A 17066-nucleotide genomic window follows, 5' to 3' on the forward strand; every position below is an offset into this window, starting at 1 on the left:
CCTTGGCTGAGCTCGCTAGCCTGCCAGACTCCGCCATAGGAGGAATGCGCATGTGCCTGATCGTCTTCGCCTGGCAGCCCGAAAGCCCGACGGTGCTGCGCATGGCGGCCAATCGCGACGAGTTCTACGCGCGCCCCAGCGCCGCATTGAGTGAATGGCCGGATGCACCTGGCGTATTCGCCGGTCGCGATCTGCAAGCTGGGGGTACCTGGCTCGGCGTTACCGCGCAAGGCCGCTTCGCGGCGCTGACCAATATCCGCGACCCCAGGCAGAAAGCCGGCCCCCGTTCACGCGGCGTGCTGACAGCCGACTACCTGCTGGGTCAGGAGTCCGCGCCTGCCTATCTCGACAGGATCATGCGCGACGCACAAGAGCATGCCGGCTTCAACCTGCTGTTGGGCGACCGCCATCAGCTCTGGCATTTCAATTCTCAGGAAGGCCTGCCTCGGCAATTGCAGAGCGGCATTTATGGTATGTCCAACGCCGACCTAGACACGCCGTGGCCGAAGCTGCTGCGTGCCAGAAATGCCCTGAGCGATAGACTCGAAAGCGAGGATGAAGCGCTACTGGAGCTGCTGACCGATCGCAGCCAGCCGGCCGACCACCTGTTACCGGACACCGGCGTCGGGCTGGCGACGGAGCGCGTGCTGTCGAGTGTCTTCATTACCACGGCCACCTATGGCACCCGCGCCAGCACGGTGCTGAACGTCTGCCGAGACGGGCGTTGGAATATCACCGAGCGCAGCTTCGGCCCGCATGGTGCCTTGGTGGGCGAGGTCGCGTTACGCGGATAGCTCGGATGCGATCCGCGGCAACGCCGCTGATGGGATATATCCCCTGAGGTAGGAGCGAGCTCTGCTCGCGAATCAGGCCTGGATATTCGACGCCGGGTTGATCACCCGACCGAGCCCCAGATTGCGCAGCGCCAGGTGCAGGGTACTGTAGATCAGATGCGGGTTGTCCATGGTCATCACCTGGCCGAGCAGCTCCTTGGCCTTGCTCTGGGTCACCTGACGCAGCAGCCATTTCACCTTGGGCAGGTTGGTGGCGTTCATCGACAGCGAATCGAAGCCCATCGCCAGCAGCAACACGGCCGCCGCCGGGTCACCCGCCATCTCACCGCAGATGCTCACCGGCTTGCCTTCGAGGTGCGCGTCGTTGACCACTTTCTGCAAGGCCTGCAGCACCGCCGGGTGGAGGAAATCGTAGAGATCGGCCACACGCGGGTTGTTGCGGTCGACCGCCAGCAGGTACTGGGTCAGGTCGTTGGAGCCGACCGAAAGGAAATCCACCTGGCGCGCCAGTTCGCGGGTCTGATAAACGGCGGCCGGGATCTCGATCATCACGCCGATAGGCGGCAGCGGCACATCGGTACCCTCGTCACGAACCTCGCCCCAGGCGCGGTGGATCAGGTGCAGCGCCTCTTCCAGCTCCTGCGTGCCGGAAATCATCGGCAACAGGATGCGCAGGTTGTTCAGCCCCTCGCTGGCCTTGAGCATGGCGCGGGTCTGCACCAAGAAGATTTCCGGGTGATCCAGGGTCACGCGAATACCGCGCCAACCCAGGAAGGGGTTCTCTTCCTTGATCGGGAAGTAGGACAGCGCCTTGTCGCCGCCGATATCCAGGGTGCGCATGGTCACCGGCAACGGGTGGAAGGCCTGCAATTGCTCGCGGTAGGTGGCGAGCTGCTCCTTCTCGCTGGGGAAGCGCTCGTTGATCATGAACGGCACTTCGGTGCGGTACAGACCGACACCCTCGGCGCCGCGCTGCTGGGCACGGGCAACATCGGCGAGCAGACCGGTGTTGACCCACAGCGGCATGCGATGGCCATCGAGGGTTTCGCAGGGCAGCGCGCGCAGAGCGTCGAGCCCTTCGGTGAGCTGGCGCTCCTCCTCGACCACATCGGCGTACTGCTTGCTCAGCAGCTCACTGGGGTTGGTGAAGACTTCGCCGTGATAGCCATCGACGATCAGCTTGATGCCGTCGATCTTCGAGTACGGCAGGTCGACCACACCCATGACCGTGGGAATACCCATGGCGCGGGCGAAAATCGCCACGTGGGAGTTGCCCGAGCCGGTCACCGAGATCAGACCGACCAGCTTGCCTTCCGGCACCTCGCCGAGCATCGCCGGCGACAGTTCCTCGCTGACCAGGATGGTGTTGTCCGGGTAGACCAGCGTGGTCTTGCGCTCTTCCTGCAGATAGGCGAGCAAGCGGCGGCCGAGGTCGCGCACATCGGAGGCACGCTCGCGCAGGTAAGCGTCATCCATCAGCTCGAAACGATTGACGTGGTCGAGCACCACCTGGCGCAAGGCGCCTTGCGCCCACTGGCCGGTACGAATGACCTTGCGCACCTCGTTACCCAGTGCGGCGTCCTCGAGCATCATCAGGTAGACGTCGAACAGCGCACGCTCTTCCTTGCGTAGCTGAGTGGCGAGTTTCTCGGACAGCTCCTGCATGTCCTCGCGCACCCAACCCAGCGCTTTGTCGAACAGCTCCAGCTCGGCAGCGATGTCATCGACACTGCGGTCTGGAACCACATTCAGATCAGCCGGGGGCAGCACCACGACAGCAGTACCGACCGCTGCCCCCGGCGCACCCGGCACGCCGACGAACTTGGCCTCCTGCACGCCCTTGCCCTGGCGCCCCAGGCCGCGAATCGAGCCGGTCGCCTCGGCATGGGCGATAACGCCGGCGAGCTGCGCGCTCATGGTGACCAGGAAAGCTTCCTCGCCTTCGTCGAACTGGCGGCGCTCCTTCTGCTGCACCACCAGCACGCCCATCACCCGGCGATGGTGGATGATCGGTGCACCGAGGAAGGAGGCATAACGCTCCTCGCCAGTTTCGGCGAAGTAGCGATAGCGCGGGTGGCTGGCGGCGTCTTCAAGGTTCAGCGGCTCTTCGCGGCTACCGACCAGGCCGACGAGGCCTTCGCTGGGCGCCATGCTGACCTTGCCGATGGAGCGCTTGTTGAGGCCGTCGGTGGCCATCAACACGAAGCGGTTGGTTTCCGGGTCGAGCAGGTAGACCGAGCAAACCTGGCTGCCCATCGCTTCCTTGACCCGCTGCACGATGATCGACAGCGCCGCCTTGAGATCCTTGGCAGCGTTTACTTCCTGGACGATCTTGCGCAGCGTATTGAGCATGCTCGATTGGGGTCCGTATCAGTCGCGCACTATCAGGCGCGGGGCGAGTTCCTTGAGCGCGCGGCGGTAGACCTCGCGCTTGAATGTGACCACCTGGCCCAGCGGGTACCAGTAGCTGACCCAGCGCCAGCCATCGAACTCGGGCTTGCCGGTCAGGTCCATGCGTACGCGGTCTTCAGCCCCCGTCAGGCGCAGCAGAAACCACTTTTGCTTCTGCCCGATGCACAGCGGCTGACTGTGCGTGCGCACCAGACGCTGCGGCAAACGATAACGCAACCAGCCGCGGGTGCAGGCGAGGATCTTCACATCCTGCTCTTCGAGCCCGACCTCTTCATTCAGTTCACGGTAAAGCGCCTCTTCCGGCGATTCACGATCATTGATGCCGCCCTGGGGAAACTGCCACGCATCCTGGTTGATACGCCTGGCCCAGAGCACCTGGCCGACATCATTGGTCAGGATGATGCCGACATTCGGGCGGAAACCATCAGAATCGATCACGGCAAGCAACCTCGTACACGCAAGTTCCGGCATTGTTCCACAAAGCCGGCGACAGCAGCAACGCGGGTTTAGGCGCTGTTTGAAAGCCCCGGCAAAGCGGCTATTCTGGCGCGCCTTCCCTTTCTACAGAACAGGTAACGAACCGTGCGCTTGGCCCTTTTCGATCTCGACAACACCCTGCTGGCTGGCGACAGCGATCACAGCTGGGGCGAATTCGTCTGCCAGCGCGGCCTGGTCGACGCGGCCGAGTACCTGGCGCGCAACGATGCCTTCTATGCCGATTACTGCGCCGGCAAGCTGGACGTGGTGGCTTATCAGAATTTCAGCCAGGCCATTCTCGGCCGCCACGACATGGCGCAACTGGCGCAGTGGCATCGCGAGTTCATGGCCGAGGTGATCGAGCCGATCATCCTGGCCAAGGGCGAGGCACTGCTGGCCGAACACCGCGCTGCGGGCGACAAACTGGTGATCATCACCGCCACTAACCGCTTCGTCACCGCGCCCATCGCCGAGCGCCTGGGTGTGGAGACGTTGATCGCCACCGAATGCGGTATGCAGGACGGCCGCTATACCGGGCAGATCACCGGCATGCCGTGCTACCAGGGCGGCAAAGTGACCCGCTTGAACGAATGGCTGGCGGAGACGGGGTACAACCTCGACGACGCTTACTTCTACAGCGACTCGCGCAATGACCTGCCGCTGCTTGAGGCCGTGGCCAACCCGGTGGCGGTCGACCCGGACGACGTGCTGCGCGCCACAGCTCTCGAACGCGGCTGGCCGGTGATTTCGCTGCGTTGAGAGGGATCGGCATACTGCTTCGCGACGACTGCATGGATGCAGGAGGTAGAGCGACGCAGGAAGCCAAAGCCGAGTACGCCCTACGCTGAGGCCGTGTACCAGAACCACGTGCGGTCGCCGGACGTAGGGCGGCCTCGCGAGCGAAGCGAGCAGCCCGCCGATCTGCTTAGACCGGCTTGGCGCCCATCAGCGCCATGATGGCGATCAAGAGCAGCAGAATCAGCCCGGCATAGATCAGGCACAGACGCTTGAGCGAAGTCGGCGCCGGTGTATCACCCAGCGCACGCCAGACCGCCAGGCGACCAGCCAGCAACAAACCGAGCAGCATCATCAGCACATAGAGGATGCTGCCCAGCAGCAGCCAGGTCTGTCCCAGCGGCCAGCCGGCGGTGTCCACCAGCCAGTAGCCGGTAACCGGCAGGCTCAGCGCCAGCACGGCGAATGCCGGGAAGCTGAACAGCAGGGTCACGCGCAGCTTGCGCGCCAGCACGGCTGCATCGCCACCGCGCTGCGCTTTGAGCAGCATGACGCCATGGGCGATCAGGCCGAGCAGCAGCAACACGCCTGGGGCGCTGTGGAGGATGCGAACCAGCAGGTAGTGTTCCATCAGGGGCTTCCTTGATTATCAGGCGATTACGCAGGGCGGCGTACACCCGCCCTAGGGTTCGAAGGTCGTGTTCAGCCCAGAAACAGGCGATAAGCCGGGTTGTCGCTTTCATCCCAGTAGGGATAACCGATGGCATCCAGCGCCGCCGGCACCAGATGACGTTCGTTCGCCGGCACCTGTAGCGCTGCCAGTACGCGACCATCGGCAGCGCCGTGATTGCGGTAATGGAACATCGAGATGTTCCAGCGCCCGCCCAGTTTCTGCAGGAAATTGAACAGCGCACCCGGCCGCTCGGGGAATTCGAAGCGCAGCACCATCTCGTCACCGACACCGGCGGCATGGCCACCTACCATATGGCGGATATGCAGCTTGGCCAGTTCGTTATCGGTCAGGTCCAGCACCGGAAAGCCCTGCGCGCGCAGGCCCTCGACCAACGCTTGGCGCGGGTCATTCTCCGGATGGGTCTGCACACCGACGAAGATGTGCGCTTCGCGGTCGGTGTGATAGCGATAGTTGAATTCGGTGATCTGACGCTTGCCCACCGCCTCGCAGAAGGCCTTGAAGCTGCCCGGCTGCTCGGGGATGGTCACGGCGATGATCGCTTCGCGCTTCTCGCCCAGCTCGGCGCGCTCGGCCACATGGCGCAGGCGGTCGAAGTTGACGTTGGCGCCGGAGTCGATGCCCACCAGCACTTCGCCATTGGCGCCCTGGCGCTCGACGTACTTCTTGATCCCGGCCACGGCCAGGGCGCCGGCCGGCTCGGTGATCGAGCGGGTATCGTCGTAGATATCCTTGATCGCCGCGCAGATTTCGTCGGTGCTGACGGTGATCACCTCATCGACGTGATGCTTGCAGAGATCGAAGGTGTGCTGGCCGATTTGCGCCACTGCCACGCCATCGGCGAACAACCCGACCGTCGGCAGCACCACACGCTCGCCAGCCGCCATCGCCTGCTGCAGGCAGTTGGAGTCGTCCGGCTCGACGCCGATCACCTTGATTTCCGGGCGCAGGTACTTCACATAGGCCGCGATGCCGGCGATCAGGCCGCCGCCACCGACCGGCACGAAGATGGCATCGATATGCCCCTGGTGCTGGCGCAGCACTTCCATGGCCACGGTGCCTTGGCCGGCGATCACCAGTGGGTCGTCGTAAGGGTGGATATAGGTGTAGCCCTTCTCTTCCACCAGCTTCAGCGAATGCGCCAACGCCTCGGGGAAGGCGTCGCCGTGCAGCACCACCTTGCCGCCCCGCGAACGCACGCCCTGCACTTTCAGCTCCGGCGTGGTGCGCGGCATGACGATGGTCGCTTTCACCCCCAGGTGCTTGGCGGCGAGAGCCAGGCCCTGTGCATGGTTGCCAGCCGAGGCGGTGACCACGCCGCGCGCCAGTTCTTCAGGGGACAGTTGCGCCAGCTTGTTGTAGGCGCCACGAATCTTGAACGAGTACACCGGCTGCAGATCTTCGCGCTTGAGCAAAATCTGGCTGCCCAGCCGCTCACTGAGCTGGCGGGCGGGTTGCAGCGGGGTTTCCACCGCGACGTCATAGACGCGCGAGGTGAGGATCTTCTTCACGTACTGTTCGAGCATGGCGATTTCGCAGGCGGTCGGGCTTTGAGAGGACTGCCGAGTCTACCCCAGCGCCGCGCCGGGCGACCATACGAAACGCACGGGTTTTAGGGGCAGACACCTCCCGTCATCAAGCCATTTACGGCTATAGCAAGTCACTTGCGGCTATAATTCGCGCCTTGTCCTCCCACCTTCCCAGGCATTCCCCCGCGATGAACCAGGATCAGCTGAAACAGGCCGTGGCCCAGGCCGCCGTCGACCACATTCTCCCGCGCCTCGACAGCAAGAGCATCGTTGGCGTCGGTACCGGCTCCACCGCCAACTTCTTCATCGACGCACTGGCCAAGCACAAGATGGACTTCGATGGCGCCGTCGCCAGCTCCGAAGCCACCGCAGCCCGCCTGAAGGGCCATGGCATCCCGGTCTACGACCTCAACAGCACCGCCGAGCTGGAGTTCTACGTCGATGGCGCCGACGAAAGCGACGAACACCTGCACCTGATCAAAGGCGGCGGCGCGGCGCTGACCCGCGAGAAGATCGTCGCCGCCGTGGCCAAGACCTTCATCTGCATCGCCGACGCCAGCAAGCTGGTGCCGGTGCTGGGCGCCTTCCCGCTGCCGGTGGAAGTCATTCCGATGGCGCGCAGCCATGTGGCGCGCGAGCTGGTGAAGCTGGGCGGTGACCCGGTGTACCGCGAAGGCGTGCTGACCGATAACGGCAACGTCATCCTCGATGTACATAACCTGTCGATCACCGACCCGGTGAAGCTGGAAGCGGACATCAACGCCATCGTCGGTGTGGTCACCAATGGCCTGTTCGCCGCCCGCCCGGCCGACCTGCTGCTGCTCGGCACCGCCGACGGCGTGAAAACGCTCAAGCGTTAAACCGTAGCCCGGATGAAATCCGGGGCAGACTCAGCGGAATGTCCCGGATTTCATCCGGGCTACGGAGCCTGTCAATGCACCGCCTACTCGAGCAGGCGGCGCAGTTCCTCGCTGATCGGCATGGGTTGAAAGGCACTGACCCGTGCCCGCCCGGTGTTGCCGATGGGCACCCAGATGCGCGAGAACAGCAGCGCCGCCAGGATGCGCGGCATTTGCCCAAGCACCTCACGCATATCCCCTTGTTGCCAGCCGGCCCACAGCATCAAGTAATGTGAACGTGCATGTAGCCATGGGCGACGCTGGGTAAGGATGTGCGCCCGCTCCAGCCAGACCAATGCTTCGGCGCTGCGGCGAGCACGCAGTTCTTGTTGCGCCTGAGCGAAAGCCTCGTCGATGGCGGCTTGCAGTTTCATGTTCATATCGCCCTCCTTCATTTGCGCAGCAGGCGCAGGCCGTTGAACACCACCATCAGGCTCACGCCCATATCGGCGAACACCGCCATCCACATGGTCGCCTCGCCTGCCAGGGTCAGGGCCAGGAAGGTCGCCTTGATGCCCAGGGCCAGGACGATGTTCTGTACCAGGATGGCGTGGGTCTGCCGCGACAGGCGAACGAAGGCCGGAATCTTGCGCAAATCGTCGTCCATCAGTGCGACATCTGCCGTCTCGATGGCCGTGTCGGTGCCGGCGGCGCCCATGGCAAAGCCGATCTCGGCCTTGGCCAGGGCTGGCGCATCGTTGATGCCGTCGCCGACCATGCCGACCACCCTGCCCTGTGCCTGACGCGCCTCGACCCAGGCCAGCTTGTCGGCTGGCAACAGGTCGCCGCGTGCCTCGTCGACACCGACCTGTTCGGCAATGGCCGCGGCGGTATGGGCGTTGTCACCGCTGAGCATGCAGGTGCGTACACCCAGTTCGTGAAGTTCGGCGACCGCCTCGCGACTGCTCTGGCGCACCGTGTCGGCCACGGCGAAGAGCATCAGCGCGCGCTGTTCGTCGCACAGCACCACCACGCTCTTGCCCTGGCGCTCCAGTGCCTCGAGGCGCTGCTCCAGTTGCGCCGAGCAGAGTCCGAGGTCTTCGACCAGGCGGTGGTTACCTATATAGAGAAGCGTGCCCTCGATCCGACCTTTGCTACCCCGCCCTGGCAGTGCCTCGAAATCCTCGACACCGTGCAACGCCTGCCCCTGCTCTTCGCCACGCTGGGCCAACGCCCTGGAAACCGGGTGATCCGAGCGCGCGGCCAGGCTCGCCGCCCAGGCGACGTGCAGCGGTTCATCCACTTCCAGCAAGTGGAGGCTGTCGGTCTGCACCGGTTTGCCATGGGTCAGCGTGCCGGTTTTGTCCAGCGCCAGCAGAGCCAGGTGCCGGCCGTTCTCCAGATAGACGCCGCCCTTGATCAGGATGCCCTTGCGTGCGGCGGCCGCCAGGCCGCTGACGATGGTCACCGGCGTGGAAATCACCAGCGCACAGGGGCAGGCCACCACCAGCAGCACCAGGGCGCGGTAGACCCAGTCGAGCCAGGCGCCACCGATGACCAGCGGCGGCAGCACGGCGACCGCCAGGGCGAAGGCGAAGACCACCGGGGTATAGATGCGCGAGAACCGGTCGACGAAGCGCTGAGTCGGCGCGCGCGAGCCCTGTGCCTCCTCCACCGCATGGATGATGCGCGCCAGCGTGGTGTCACGCGCAGCCGCCGTAACGCGAAACTCCAGCGAGCCCGCCTCATTGATGGTGCCAGCGAACACCGAGTCGCCCACACGTTTTTCCACCGGCAGGCTTTCCCCGGTGATCGGCGCCTGATTGACCGTCGAGCTGCCGCCGACCACCTCACCATCGAGGCTGATGCGCTCGCCAGGACGCACCCGCACCACCGCGCCCAGCCTGATAGCCTGCACGTCGAGCTCCTGCCAACTGCCATCGGCCTGCTGCACGGTAGCGCGCGGTGGCGCCAGATCCATCAGCCCGCGTATGGCATTACGCGCCCGATCCAGCGAACGCGCCTCGATCAATTCGGCCAGGGTGAACAGGACCATCACCATCGCCGCTTCCGGCCACTGGCCGATCAGCACCGCGCCGGTCACGGCGATGCTCATCAGGGCATTGATATTGAGGTTGCGGTTCTTCAGGGCGATCCAGCCCTTCTTGTAGGTGTTCAGCCCGCACATCAGAATGGCGGCAACGGCGAGCAGTGCCACCAGCCAGTCGGGGCCAAGCCCGGCGAAATGCACGACTTCCGAAGCGGTTGCCACCCCACCAGCCAGTACCAGTGGCCACCAGGGCTTTTTCGCCGGTGCAGCAGCCGGCTGCTGCGCAGTGCGATCATCTTCGACCTGCGGGGTGAACCCCAGCGCGCGGATGGCCGGCAGCACCTGCGCCAGCATGCCTTCGTCATGGCTGACGGTGAGCACGCGCTGCAGCAGATTGAAATGCAGACCGGCCACGCCAGGCAGGCGACCCAGCGCGTCGCGAATCAGGCGCTCTTCCGTGGGGCAATCCATCTGCTCGATGCGTATACGGGTATTGCACGCGCCCGTCAGCGCAGCGTCCGCTGGCTGCGGCACGGCCTCGTGATTGTGTCCAGTGTGATCGTGGGCATGCTCAGGGTGAGCAGGTGGCTGTTGGTGCGAGTGATCGCAGCAGCGGCTCATGGCAAATCTCCGTCAGGTCTCTGTTGCCGAGTACACACCCTGTAGTCACTATAGGGTCAAGCACTCACGGAGCGATCCCATGAAAATCGGAGAATTGGCGAAAAAGGCCGGCTGCCAGGTAGAGACCGTACGCTACTACGAACGCGAAGGTCTGCTGCCGGCGCCCGCACGTAGCGAAGGCAACTACCGCCTGTACGGCGCCCAGCATCTGGAACGTCTGGTGTTCATCCGCAATTGCCGGACGCTGGACATGACCCTGGAAGAGATTCAACGACTGCTGGCCCTGCGCGACTTGCCCCACGAGAGCTGCGCCGGCATCAACAGCCTGGTGGACGAACATATCGAGCATGTTCAGGCGCGCATCGACAGTCTGCAGGCGCTACGTGATCAACTCACCGAGTTGCGCGACCGTTGCAACGGCCCCAAGGAGGCGGAAGACTGCGGCATCCTGCGCCAGCTCAACGTCAGCGGCGGTGTGCAACCGCTACCGGACGATGGCCATACCCATGTCGGCAAGAGCCACTCGCATTGATGAACTACGCTTGCTGAACATCGCTGCGGCATACCGCCGAGTGCTCGGGGAGAAATGAACATGTCTGGAAAGTTCGAGCTGAAGAAGGCCAAAGACGGCCAGTTCCACTTCAACCTGCTGGCGACCAATGGCCAGGTCATCCTCAGCAGTGAGATGTACAAAGCCAAGGACTCGGCGCTTAACGGCATCGAGTCGGTGAGGAAGAACTCACAACGCGAGGGCGCCTTCGAGACCAAGACCTCGAGCAACGACAAACACTACTTCCTGCTCATGGCCACCAACGGCCAGGTGGTCGGGCAAAGCCAGATGTATGCCAGCGCCGCCAGCTGCAAGAGCGGCATCGAGTCGGTGCAAAAAAATGCACCGAGCGCGGTGATCGACGACCAGACGAGTTAGTCGCCCTGCTTCCTGAACACATAGAACAGGTTCGGCTCACTGATCAGGTACAGGTTGCCGTCGTCATCCGTCGCCACCCCCTCGGCCTGCGGCACGCTGCGCTGCAGGCCATGCTGGCCACGTAACAGCGACAATGTACTGATCGGTTTGCCTTCGGCATTGAGTTCGATCACCAGGCGCGACTCATCCGACAACGCCAACAGATGGCCGGTCGCCGTATCGAAGTCGAGACTGGAAAGGTCGCGCACGAACAAGCGCGCATCGCGCTTTGGATCGGTATTGACCTGCAGCGCCAGTGGCTTGCTTTCGTCGACATGAGGGAAGCCGAGCACCTCGAAGATGCGCACCGGATCGCGCTCCTTGGCCACCAGCAGACGCTGATTCTTCGCATCGTAGGCCAAACCCTCAAAGCCCTTGTTACCGTTGCGCCCGATACCCAGGGAAAGTTGCTGGAAGTCGGCTGCATCAAGCGCGCGCGTGGCATCGTCGATGCGCACCTTGACCAGGCGCTGCTCGCGCTCATCGGCAATCACATAGGTGCCGGGCGCCACATATTCGATGGCCTCGGGATCACCAAAACCTTCGAGATCGATGGTGCGCTTGAGTTCGCCCTGCAGGCTGATCTCGATCACCTTGGCCGGCTTGTTGGTGACGCTGAACAGGCTGCGGCGATCCGGATCATAGGTCAGCGCCGACACATCGCTGATATCGGCAATGGGCTTGGCTTCGATCACCACGCGGTAGTCGCCCAGCCACAGCGACTGATCGCGCCACTGCGCACCATGCTGCCACTCCTGCACGGAGAACCAGGCTCGCTCGAACAGCCGATACTGCTGGCCCAACACGGCGCCAAGCAACAAGACGAAGAACAGCAGATAGAGCCAGGGGTTTATGGAGAGCAAACGACGCATGATGAATTTCTCTGACTACCACAGAAAAGCCCGCCACGGGCTTAGCGTGGCGGGCAGCGGTGAAATCGCGATCAGTTGATCAGCTCGACGCGATCGACATCGATCTCGCGGCTGTTGAAGTCCTTGTCGACTTCACCGGTCAGGCGCACCTTGGCGGTTTCAGAGACTTTCTGGCCCGGCCAGTCTTCGTCGTCGATTTCGACCTGGATGGTGCCGGTGGCGTCCTTGAACTCGTAGAGTTCGTCCTGCAGGCGCTTGACGATCTGACCTTCCAGAACAACATGGGTGTCGTCAGCAGCCTCCAGTGCAGCAGCCACGGTGGTGACCTGCGGGGTGGCGCCAGGGCCGGTGTAACCGGTGGCGAAAGCAGCGGAGCTGAGCAGCGGCAGAACCATCAGAGCGAGAGCGGTACGTTTCATGGTGTGAACCTCGTTGTTCGTAAGTGACGGGCTCAGATTAGTGCCGCTAGCTGAAGCCAGACTGAATCGCGGCTTAAGCCAAACTGAATCCGCCACTCCACTCAACTGGGATCCGGCTGCGCCTTGCTGAAGACGTAAAAAAGATTGGGCTCGGCGACGATATAGATATTGCCTTCTTCGTCCATGGTCACGCCCTCGGCCTGCTTGATGCCTTGTTCCAGACCGTTGAGACCGCCGGTAAGGCTGAGAAAGCTGACCGGGTGACCGCTACGATCCAGCTCCAGCAGCATGCGCGACTCATCCGACAGCACCAGTGCGTGACCGGTACGCGAATCGATACTCAGCGAAGAAATATCGCGCATTCCCAGATTGCCGTAGTTGAAAGGCTGCATCACGCCAGCAGCACCATCCTCGCCAGGAAAAGGCAGGCTGAACAAGCCCATCGGGCTACGCTCCTTGCCCAGCATCAGGCTGCTGCTGCGCGCATCCCAGGCAACGGCTTCGAAGCCCTTGTTACCCGATTCGGCAAAGCCCAGGTCGAAGCCGGGGAAATCGGCCGCATCCAGCTCCAGGTCATCGTCATGCAGGATAAAGGTGGTGAGCTGACGTCGACGCTCATCGACGATGGCCATGCGCCCGTTGTCCATCATTTCCACCGCTTCCGGATCGGAGAAGCCCTTCAACTGAATACGCCGCAACACCTCACCCTCACGCGAGAGTTCCACCAGCAGGGGATTCTTACCCGTGACGGTGAAGAGAGTGCCGGTTACCGGGTTGTAGGTCAGCCCCGAGGTTTCATCTCGTTCCAGGCCAGACAACGCCTTGGCCTGAATCACCGCACGGTAGCCAGGCAGCCAGACGCTGGACAGGCGCTCGACCAACGGCGTATGCCCCTCCTGCCACCAGAACAGGACGCGATCATCCAGATGCAGGGTTTTTACGACCGTGATCACGGCGAGCACGGCTATGCCGGACAACCAGTAACGGGGGCGGGAACGGAGGGAAGGCATCGGCGACGGCTCGGCTGCTTGATGGCGATCCGACATCCGATGTCTGGAAGAGTTCCGCCGCCTGAAGAGGCAGCGGTCAGAGCTTATAGCACGGTACTGGTGAAACTACTGTGACCGACCAACTCCAGCACCAACTCATCGCCCTTGCTCAGCGCACCAACACCGACGGGCGTGCCGGTGAGGATCACGTCCCCCGGCTGCAAGGCGAAGTGCCCGGCCATGTGCTGGATCATGCTGACGATGGGGTTGAGCATGTCGCGGCTGTTGCCGTCCTGGCGGGTTTCACCGTTGATCACCAGGCGAATGCCGATATCGGCCAGGTCCTCGATGGCATCGCCGGGCACGAAGGGCGCCAGCACGCAGGCGCCGTCGAAACTCTTGGCGATTTCCCAGGGATAGCCCTTCTCCTTGAGCTTGGCCTGCACGTCGCGCAGAGTCAGATCCAGCGCCGGGGCGAAGCCGCTGATGGCATCACGCACTTCCTCAGCGTCCGGTTTCTTCGACAGCGGCTTGCCGATCAGCACGGCGATCTCCGCCTCGTAATGCACCGAGCCACGCTCTTCAGGAATGGCAAAACCGCCATCGAGCGGCACCACACAGGAACCCGGTTTGATGAACAGCAAGGGTTCGCTGGGCACCGGGTTATTCAGTTCCTTGGCATGCTCGGCGTAGTTGCGGCCAATGCAAACGACCTTGCCGAGGGGGAAGTGGACGGTGGTTCCGTCGACGTACTGGTGCTGATAGCTCATCGTTGCCTCTCCAAATCAGATTCACATTCGAAAGCGTCACGAGCCTAGGTCAGGCAAGGCGGCGGGGTCGGGAAAAAGCGGAGTTGGCTGGTGCCAATGAGCATTTTTCCCGACTTCGCCAACGCAGCATGGCGGAGCGCAGTAGCTTTCAGGTGTAAGCGCGCGGCAGATTTGGCACTGCCTTGCGCTATGTTTGGCACAGGCTGGCCGCGCCGCAGGTCGAGCGTTTTGCACTCTGATTGGCATACGCCCCCCCTCAGACCGCTGCCATCGGGCGGATATCGATGGTGAGGCCGCTCGCAGTTCCGCGCACCTGAATGAATGAGCTACCGGCAGGCATTTCGACCTGCGCCCCGTTAGGGTAAGGCCGAGAGACCGGCAGGTTGCACATGACCGGGCGCCCGAGAACACCTCCGAACAGCAGCCCAGCCGCGCCGTCGAACCGGAGCGTTATGTCAGCGCGGTGCCCGCCGTAGAAGAACTCATCTATGGTGATCTGCAACTCCTCAAACATCGCGGGCGGTTGCCAGTCCAGTACAACATCACGCCAAAGCCCGATGGCGTCATTTGTATCGCTCTCGTGCAAAGGGACCGGGGCCAGTTGTACCCAGTCACCCTCATGGCTTGTGCCAACCGACATATAGAGCCGTCGTGTGTCCACGTCGATGTAGTGGAGTTGCAGCGCGCTAGGGACAGTGGCAGGTGGGCCGCTCCCTTCGATGATGTGCGTTACGTTGTCGCCAGCCATTTCAGGCCTCCTTCACAAGATAGTTACCCTGGCCGTCGACCAGGTAGTTACCCAGGCCATCGACCAGGGCTCCTTCGGGCATATCTCCACCGCCGCCATGCTCCAATGCCTCAATGCGGCTGAGCAAACTGGCTAGCTGGTTTTGAATACCCGTCATATGTCCCGCAGTGACCGGCGCGTAGACCAACGCCCCAGCAGGCCAGGATTGCGCTACGGTGCCTTCGGCTCCGCGCACCAAATTGACGCTACCGCCAGTGGTCCCGACGGCTACGATGACCTCGGCAACTTGCGATAGCGGATTAAAACTGCCGGTAATGACCAACGTACAGCGGTCCCCATTCGCTAGCCCAAGTCGTGCTAGCGCGGGATTGGGGATCGGAAGAGCCGTACCGCCCGCTGGCAAGTCGGCGCCTAGAACATAGGCCCAGTGATTGACGAATTTCATAGTCACACCCAGCAAACAGGATTGATGGCGTCCCGCACGTTTTGCCCGGTTATGGGGTTGTGCGAGCCGAACAGATGGTTAAGTGCTCCACTTCGAGAAACTGAGCCCGGCGCTATGCCGCCGCGTGTGGCGACCTTGCCGATGGTGGTTCGGTCGCTTACCCCTGGCCGCTTATCACGCACGGCCAGCGCAACCATTTGCGAGCTGTAGCGCATAGGGACGATCTCGAATGCTCGGCCAACAAGCTCAGGCTCCGTAGTTCCTGCCAGGATTACGGGTTGCCATGTGACCCAGTTCGTCCTGATACCGCGCCCTGCATAACTGCCCCCAACCGCGACGCTTTCGGCGCCTGGGGCGCTGCTTGATACGCTCGATGAAAAAACCTCGACTCCATCTAGCAGGATCGTTTCGGTGCGTGACGCCGAGTTAGATGACGATGATGAGCGCTCCTCGACTGCACCGTTAGCAGGCCCGGCCACCAGTGCCAAACTGGCCTGGTAGCTCGCGCTCATACTGGCCTGTACGGACATAACCACTCGGCTGGTTTCAACCCCGGCGTCCAGCAACCGAATGGTCGTGATAGAGCTTGAAGAGCTGGAGTAGCTAGCGTTCAGCTGATAGTTGCCGGGCGTGATCAGTTCATGCCCGCCTGGGTGCCCATATGGGTTATGGCGTGTAACTGCTGGGGATGACGACATAGAACTGTCCAGCGCCGCGCCGAACGTATCCTCGACAGTTATCGCCACACGAATCTCTGCCACATTACCGGCGTCATCGTAGTACGCCCCAACCAGTCGGCCGGACTCCCGGTAGCTCCAACCGCCTGGTTCCTGGTCCAGGTAGGAGGGGGTGTTGCCCACTGACAGAGAACCGCCATCTTCCCCTCCGATCCCTGTCCACTCAGCCGGGCCGCTGGCTGTCTGCTCCCAGCGCACTGCCATCGCAGCAGATAGTTGCCGCCAAGCAGGCCGGGCTGGATTGCTTGCCGTGCCGATCACCTGTGCGGGGGTGCAGATGCATTCGTACTCCCCACTCCATTCGCCCTCTACCTGCGATAGCCGCAGCTCCCATAGCTCAACAAGGGGAATCCGGCACGGCGCGAACCACGCGGGATCGTCATTGACGGACTGGGGATTGCGTAAGTACGTAGCGACAAGCGCACGGGTGCCGTCCGGCATAGCGTCCACCACTACATATCCATACGTGCCCAGAGGGAACTGGTTTGGAGCGTAGCTACCGACCAGCGTCATGGTCACATGGACTGCTTCAAGCGCACTTCTGTCGCGCCCAAAAACCAGGCTATTCAACCTCAGCTGGGAAATGCCAGATACCATGCGCACCAACCAGTTGCGCTCGCCCCCGTGGACGATCCAGCTTGCGCTGTTGAGGCGCTGGCCATAGAGAACGCGAGCTACGGGGCTTAGCAATACCTCCGGCAGCCAGGTCATGCCAGCGGCTGCATCAGCTGATTGCTCAGCCTCGGTACGCTCCAGTTCCCCGGCTCTCGGGTCACGAAAACGAACAACATCACCCGGCAGCGCAAAGGCAGAGGGGCTGACCATATTCTCCCAATAGGCAGGCGCCAACAGGTGTTGGCTGCCGTTAGCCAATTCCACGCCGACCCTGACCTCTCCAGCCGCAGCAGGCAGGGACATGAGTCCATGCCACGGCCAGCCCAGAAGCCGAAGGCGGCCAGGTATTTGGTCAG

The 17066-nt window shown here is 62.7% G+C and carries 18 protein-coding genes; 5 read left to right on the forward strand and 13 right to left on the reverse strand.

What is annotated here, in order from left to right:
• Window positions 1–50: 50 nt before the first annotated feature.
• Complete coding sequence (locus tag BM186_RS19335; RefSeq protein WP_074917502.1) at window positions 51–794, forward strand: NRDE family protein; 744 nt, start codon at window positions 51–53, stop codon at window positions 792–794.
• Window positions 795–866: 72 nt separating this feature from the next.
• Here BM186_RS19335 and ptsP read toward each other — a convergent pair whose 3' ends face one another.
• The gene (ptsP, locus tag BM186_RS19340) at window positions 867–3146 is read right to left on the reverse strand and encodes a phosphoenolpyruvate--protein phosphotransferase (protein WP_074917504.1); all 2280 of its coding nucleotides are present in this window, start codon (window positions 3144–3146) and stop codon (window positions 867–869) included.
• Between the two features lie 18 nt (window positions 3147–3164).
• The gene (locus BM186_RS19345; protein ID WP_004373919.1) at window positions 3165–3644 is read right to left on the reverse strand and encodes an RNA pyrophosphohydrolase; all 480 of its coding nucleotides are present in this window, start codon (window positions 3642–3644) and stop codon (window positions 3165–3167) included.
• Window positions 3645–3788: 144 nt separating this feature from the next.
• Between BM186_RS19345 and BM186_RS19350 the strand changes: the two genes are divergently transcribed.
• Window positions 3789–4442, forward strand: coding sequence for a histidinol-phosphatase (locus BM186_RS19350; protein WP_074917506.1), 654 nt, complete (start codon window positions 3789–3791; stop codon window positions 4440–4442).
• Between the two features lie 166 nt (window positions 4443–4608).
• Here BM186_RS19350 and BM186_RS19355 read toward each other — a convergent pair whose 3' ends face one another.
• On the reverse strand, window positions 4609–5049 hold the full coding sequence (locus tag BM186_RS19355; protein WP_074917508.1) for a DUF2269 family protein: 441 nt from the start codon (window positions 5047–5049) through the stop codon (window positions 4609–4611).
• A 71-nt stretch (window positions 5050–5120) separates the two neighbouring features.
• Complete coding sequence (gene ilvA, locus BM186_RS19360) at window positions 5121–6635, reverse strand: threonine ammonia-lyase, biosynthetic (protein ID WP_072424853.1); 1515 nt, start codon at window positions 6633–6635, stop codon at window positions 5121–5123.
• Between the two features lie 191 nt (window positions 6636–6826).
• Between ilvA and rpiA the strand changes: the two genes are divergently transcribed.
• Window positions 6827–7498: a ribose-5-phosphate isomerase RpiA gene (rpiA, locus tag BM186_RS19365; protein WP_072424852.1), complete on the forward strand. Its 672-nt coding sequence runs from the start codon at window positions 6827–6829 to the stop codon at window positions 7496–7498.
• A gap of 83 nt (window positions 7499–7581) precedes the next feature.
• Here rpiA and BM186_RS19370 read toward each other — a convergent pair whose 3' ends face one another.
• Both BM186_RS19370 and BM186_RS19375 read right to left on the reverse strand, forming a co-directional pair.
• A complete protein-coding gene (locus BM186_RS19370) occupies window positions 7582–7917 on the reverse strand; it encodes a DUF3703 domain-containing protein (protein ID WP_074917510.1) in 336 nt (111 codons plus the stop codon).
• An 11-nt stretch (window positions 7918–7928) separates the two neighbouring features.
• Window positions 7929–10148, reverse strand: coding sequence for a heavy metal translocating P-type ATPase (locus tag BM186_RS19375; RefSeq protein ID WP_074917512.1), 2220 nt, complete (start codon window positions 10146–10148; stop codon window positions 7929–7931).
• A gap of 79 nt (window positions 10149–10227) precedes the next feature.
• On the opposite strand from BM186_RS19375, the gene cadR reads away from it, so the two are divergent.
• Both cadR and BM186_RS19385 read left to right on the forward strand, forming a co-directional pair.
• Window positions 10228–10680 (forward strand): Cd(II)/Pb(II)-responsive transcriptional regulator, encoded by a 453-nt coding sequence (gene cadR, locus BM186_RS19380; RefSeq protein WP_072424849.1) that lies wholly within the window; start codon window positions 10228–10230, stop codon window positions 10678–10680.
• Between the two features lie 60 nt (window positions 10681–10740).
• Complete coding sequence (locus tag BM186_RS19385; RefSeq protein ID WP_072424848.1) at window positions 10741–11076, forward strand: YegP family protein; 336 nt, start codon at window positions 10741–10743, stop codon at window positions 11074–11076.
• On the opposite strand, the gene BM186_RS19390 is transcribed toward BM186_RS19385, so the two are convergent.
• The 7 genes from BM186_RS19390 to BM186_RS19420 all read right to left on the reverse strand — a co-directional run bounded on the left by BM186_RS19390 (window position 11073) and on the right by BM186_RS19420 (window position 17013).
• Complete coding sequence (locus BM186_RS19390; RefSeq protein WP_074917515.1) at window positions 11073–11987, reverse strand: SdiA-regulated domain-containing protein; 915 nt, start codon at window positions 11985–11987, stop codon at window positions 11073–11075. The two genes, BM186_RS19385 and BM186_RS19390, sit on opposite strands and share 4 nt — an antisense overlap.
• Window positions 11988–12058: 71 nt before the next feature.
• Window positions 12059–12406, reverse strand: coding sequence for a NirD/YgiW/YdeI family stress tolerance protein (locus BM186_RS19395; protein WP_072424846.1), 348 nt, complete (start codon window positions 12404–12406; stop codon window positions 12059–12061).
• A gap of 101 nt (window positions 12407–12507) precedes the next feature.
• Window positions 12508–13416 (reverse strand): SdiA-regulated domain-containing protein, encoded by a 909-nt coding sequence (locus BM186_RS19400; protein WP_074917615.1) that lies wholly within the window; start codon window positions 13414–13416, stop codon window positions 12508–12510.
• Between the two features lie 83 nt (window positions 13417–13499).
• Window positions 13500–14165, reverse strand: coding sequence for a fumarylacetoacetate hydrolase family protein (locus BM186_RS19405; protein ID WP_074917518.1), 666 nt, complete (start codon window positions 14163–14165; stop codon window positions 13500–13502).
• Between the two features lie 256 nt (window positions 14166–14421).
• Entirely contained in the window at window positions 14422–14913 is a 492-nt protein-coding gene (locus BM186_RS19410; RefSeq protein WP_074917522.1) for a hypothetical protein, read from the reverse strand.
• A 1-nt stretch (window position 14914) separates the two neighbouring features.
• Entirely contained in the window at window positions 14915–15358 is a 444-nt protein-coding gene (locus tag BM186_RS19415) for a hypothetical protein (protein WP_074917524.1), read from the reverse strand.
• Between the two features lie 2 nt (window positions 15359–15360).
• Window positions 15361–17013 carry a hypothetical protein gene (locus tag BM186_RS19420; RefSeq protein WP_139228021.1) on the reverse strand — a complete coding sequence of 551 codons (1653 nt, stop codon included), beginning with the start codon at window positions 17011–17013 and terminating at the stop codon, window positions 15361–15363.
• Between the last annotated feature and the right edge of the window lie 53 nt (window positions 17014–17066).

This window comes from Ectopseudomonas toyotomiensis (genome assembly GCF_900115695.1).
Taxonomy (GTDB): domain Bacteria; phylum Pseudomonadota; class Gammaproteobacteria; order Pseudomonadales; family Pseudomonadaceae; genus Aquipseudomonas; species Aquipseudomonas toyotomiensis.

Coding starts and splice junctions, on each gene's coding strand:
- BM186_RS19395 (WP_072424846.1), bottom strand. CDS start 12,406: ATGAAACGTACCGCTCTCGCTCTGATGGTTCTGCCGCTGCTCAGCTCC.
- BM186_RS19415 (WP_074917524.1), bottom strand. CDS start 15,358: ATGAAATTCGTCAATCACTGGGCCTATGTTCTAGGCGCCGACTTGCCA.
- BM186_RS19410 (WP_074917522.1), bottom strand. CDS start 14,913: ATGGCTGGCGACAACGTAACGCACATCATCGAAGGGAGCGGCCCACCT.
- BM186_RS19390 (WP_074917515.1), bottom strand. CDS start 11,987: ATGCGTCGTTTGCTCTCCATAAACCCCTGGCTCTATCTGCTGTTCTTC.
- ilvA (WP_072424853.1), bottom strand. CDS start 6,635: ATGCTCGAACAGTACGTGAAGAAGATCCTCACCTCGCGCGTCTATGAC.
- BM186_RS19420 (WP_139228021.1), bottom strand. CDS start 17,013: ATGTCCCTGCCTGCTGCGGCTGGAGAGGTCAGGGTCGGCGTGGAATTG.
- cadR (WP_072424849.1), top strand. CDS start 10,228: ATGAAAATCGGAGAATTGGCGAAAAAGGCCGGCTGCCAGGTAGAGACC.
- BM186_RS19400 (WP_074917615.1), bottom strand. CDS start 13,416: ATGCCTTCCCTCCGTTCCCGCCCCCGTTACTGGTTGTCCGGCATAGCC.
- ptsP (WP_074917504.1), bottom strand. CDS start 3,146: ATGCTCAATACGCTGCGCAAGATCGTCCAGGAAGTAAACGCTGCCAAG.
- BM186_RS19370 (WP_074917510.1), bottom strand. CDS start 7,917: ATGAACATGAAACTGCAAGCCGCCATCGACGAGGCTTTCGCTCAGGCG.
- BM186_RS19375 (WP_074917512.1), bottom strand. CDS start 10,148: ATGAGCCGCTGCTGCGATCACTCGCACCAACAGCCACCTGCTCACCCT.
- BM186_RS19335 (WP_074917502.1), top strand. CDS start 51: ATGTGCCTGATCGTCTTCGCCTGGCAGCCCGAAAGCCCGACGGTGCTG.
- rpiA (WP_072424852.1), top strand. CDS start 6,827: ATGAACCAGGATCAGCTGAAACAGGCCGTGGCCCAGGCCGCCGTCGAC.
- BM186_RS19355 (WP_074917508.1), bottom strand. CDS start 5,049: ATGGAACACTACCTGCTGGTTCGCATCCTCCACAGCGCCCCAGGCGTG.
- BM186_RS19385 (WP_072424848.1), top strand. CDS start 10,741: ATGTCTGGAAAGTTCGAGCTGAAGAAGGCCAAAGACGGCCAGTTCCAC.
- BM186_RS19405 (WP_074917518.1), bottom strand. CDS start 14,165: ATGAGCTATCAGCACCAGTACGTCGACGGAACCACCGTCCACTTCCCC.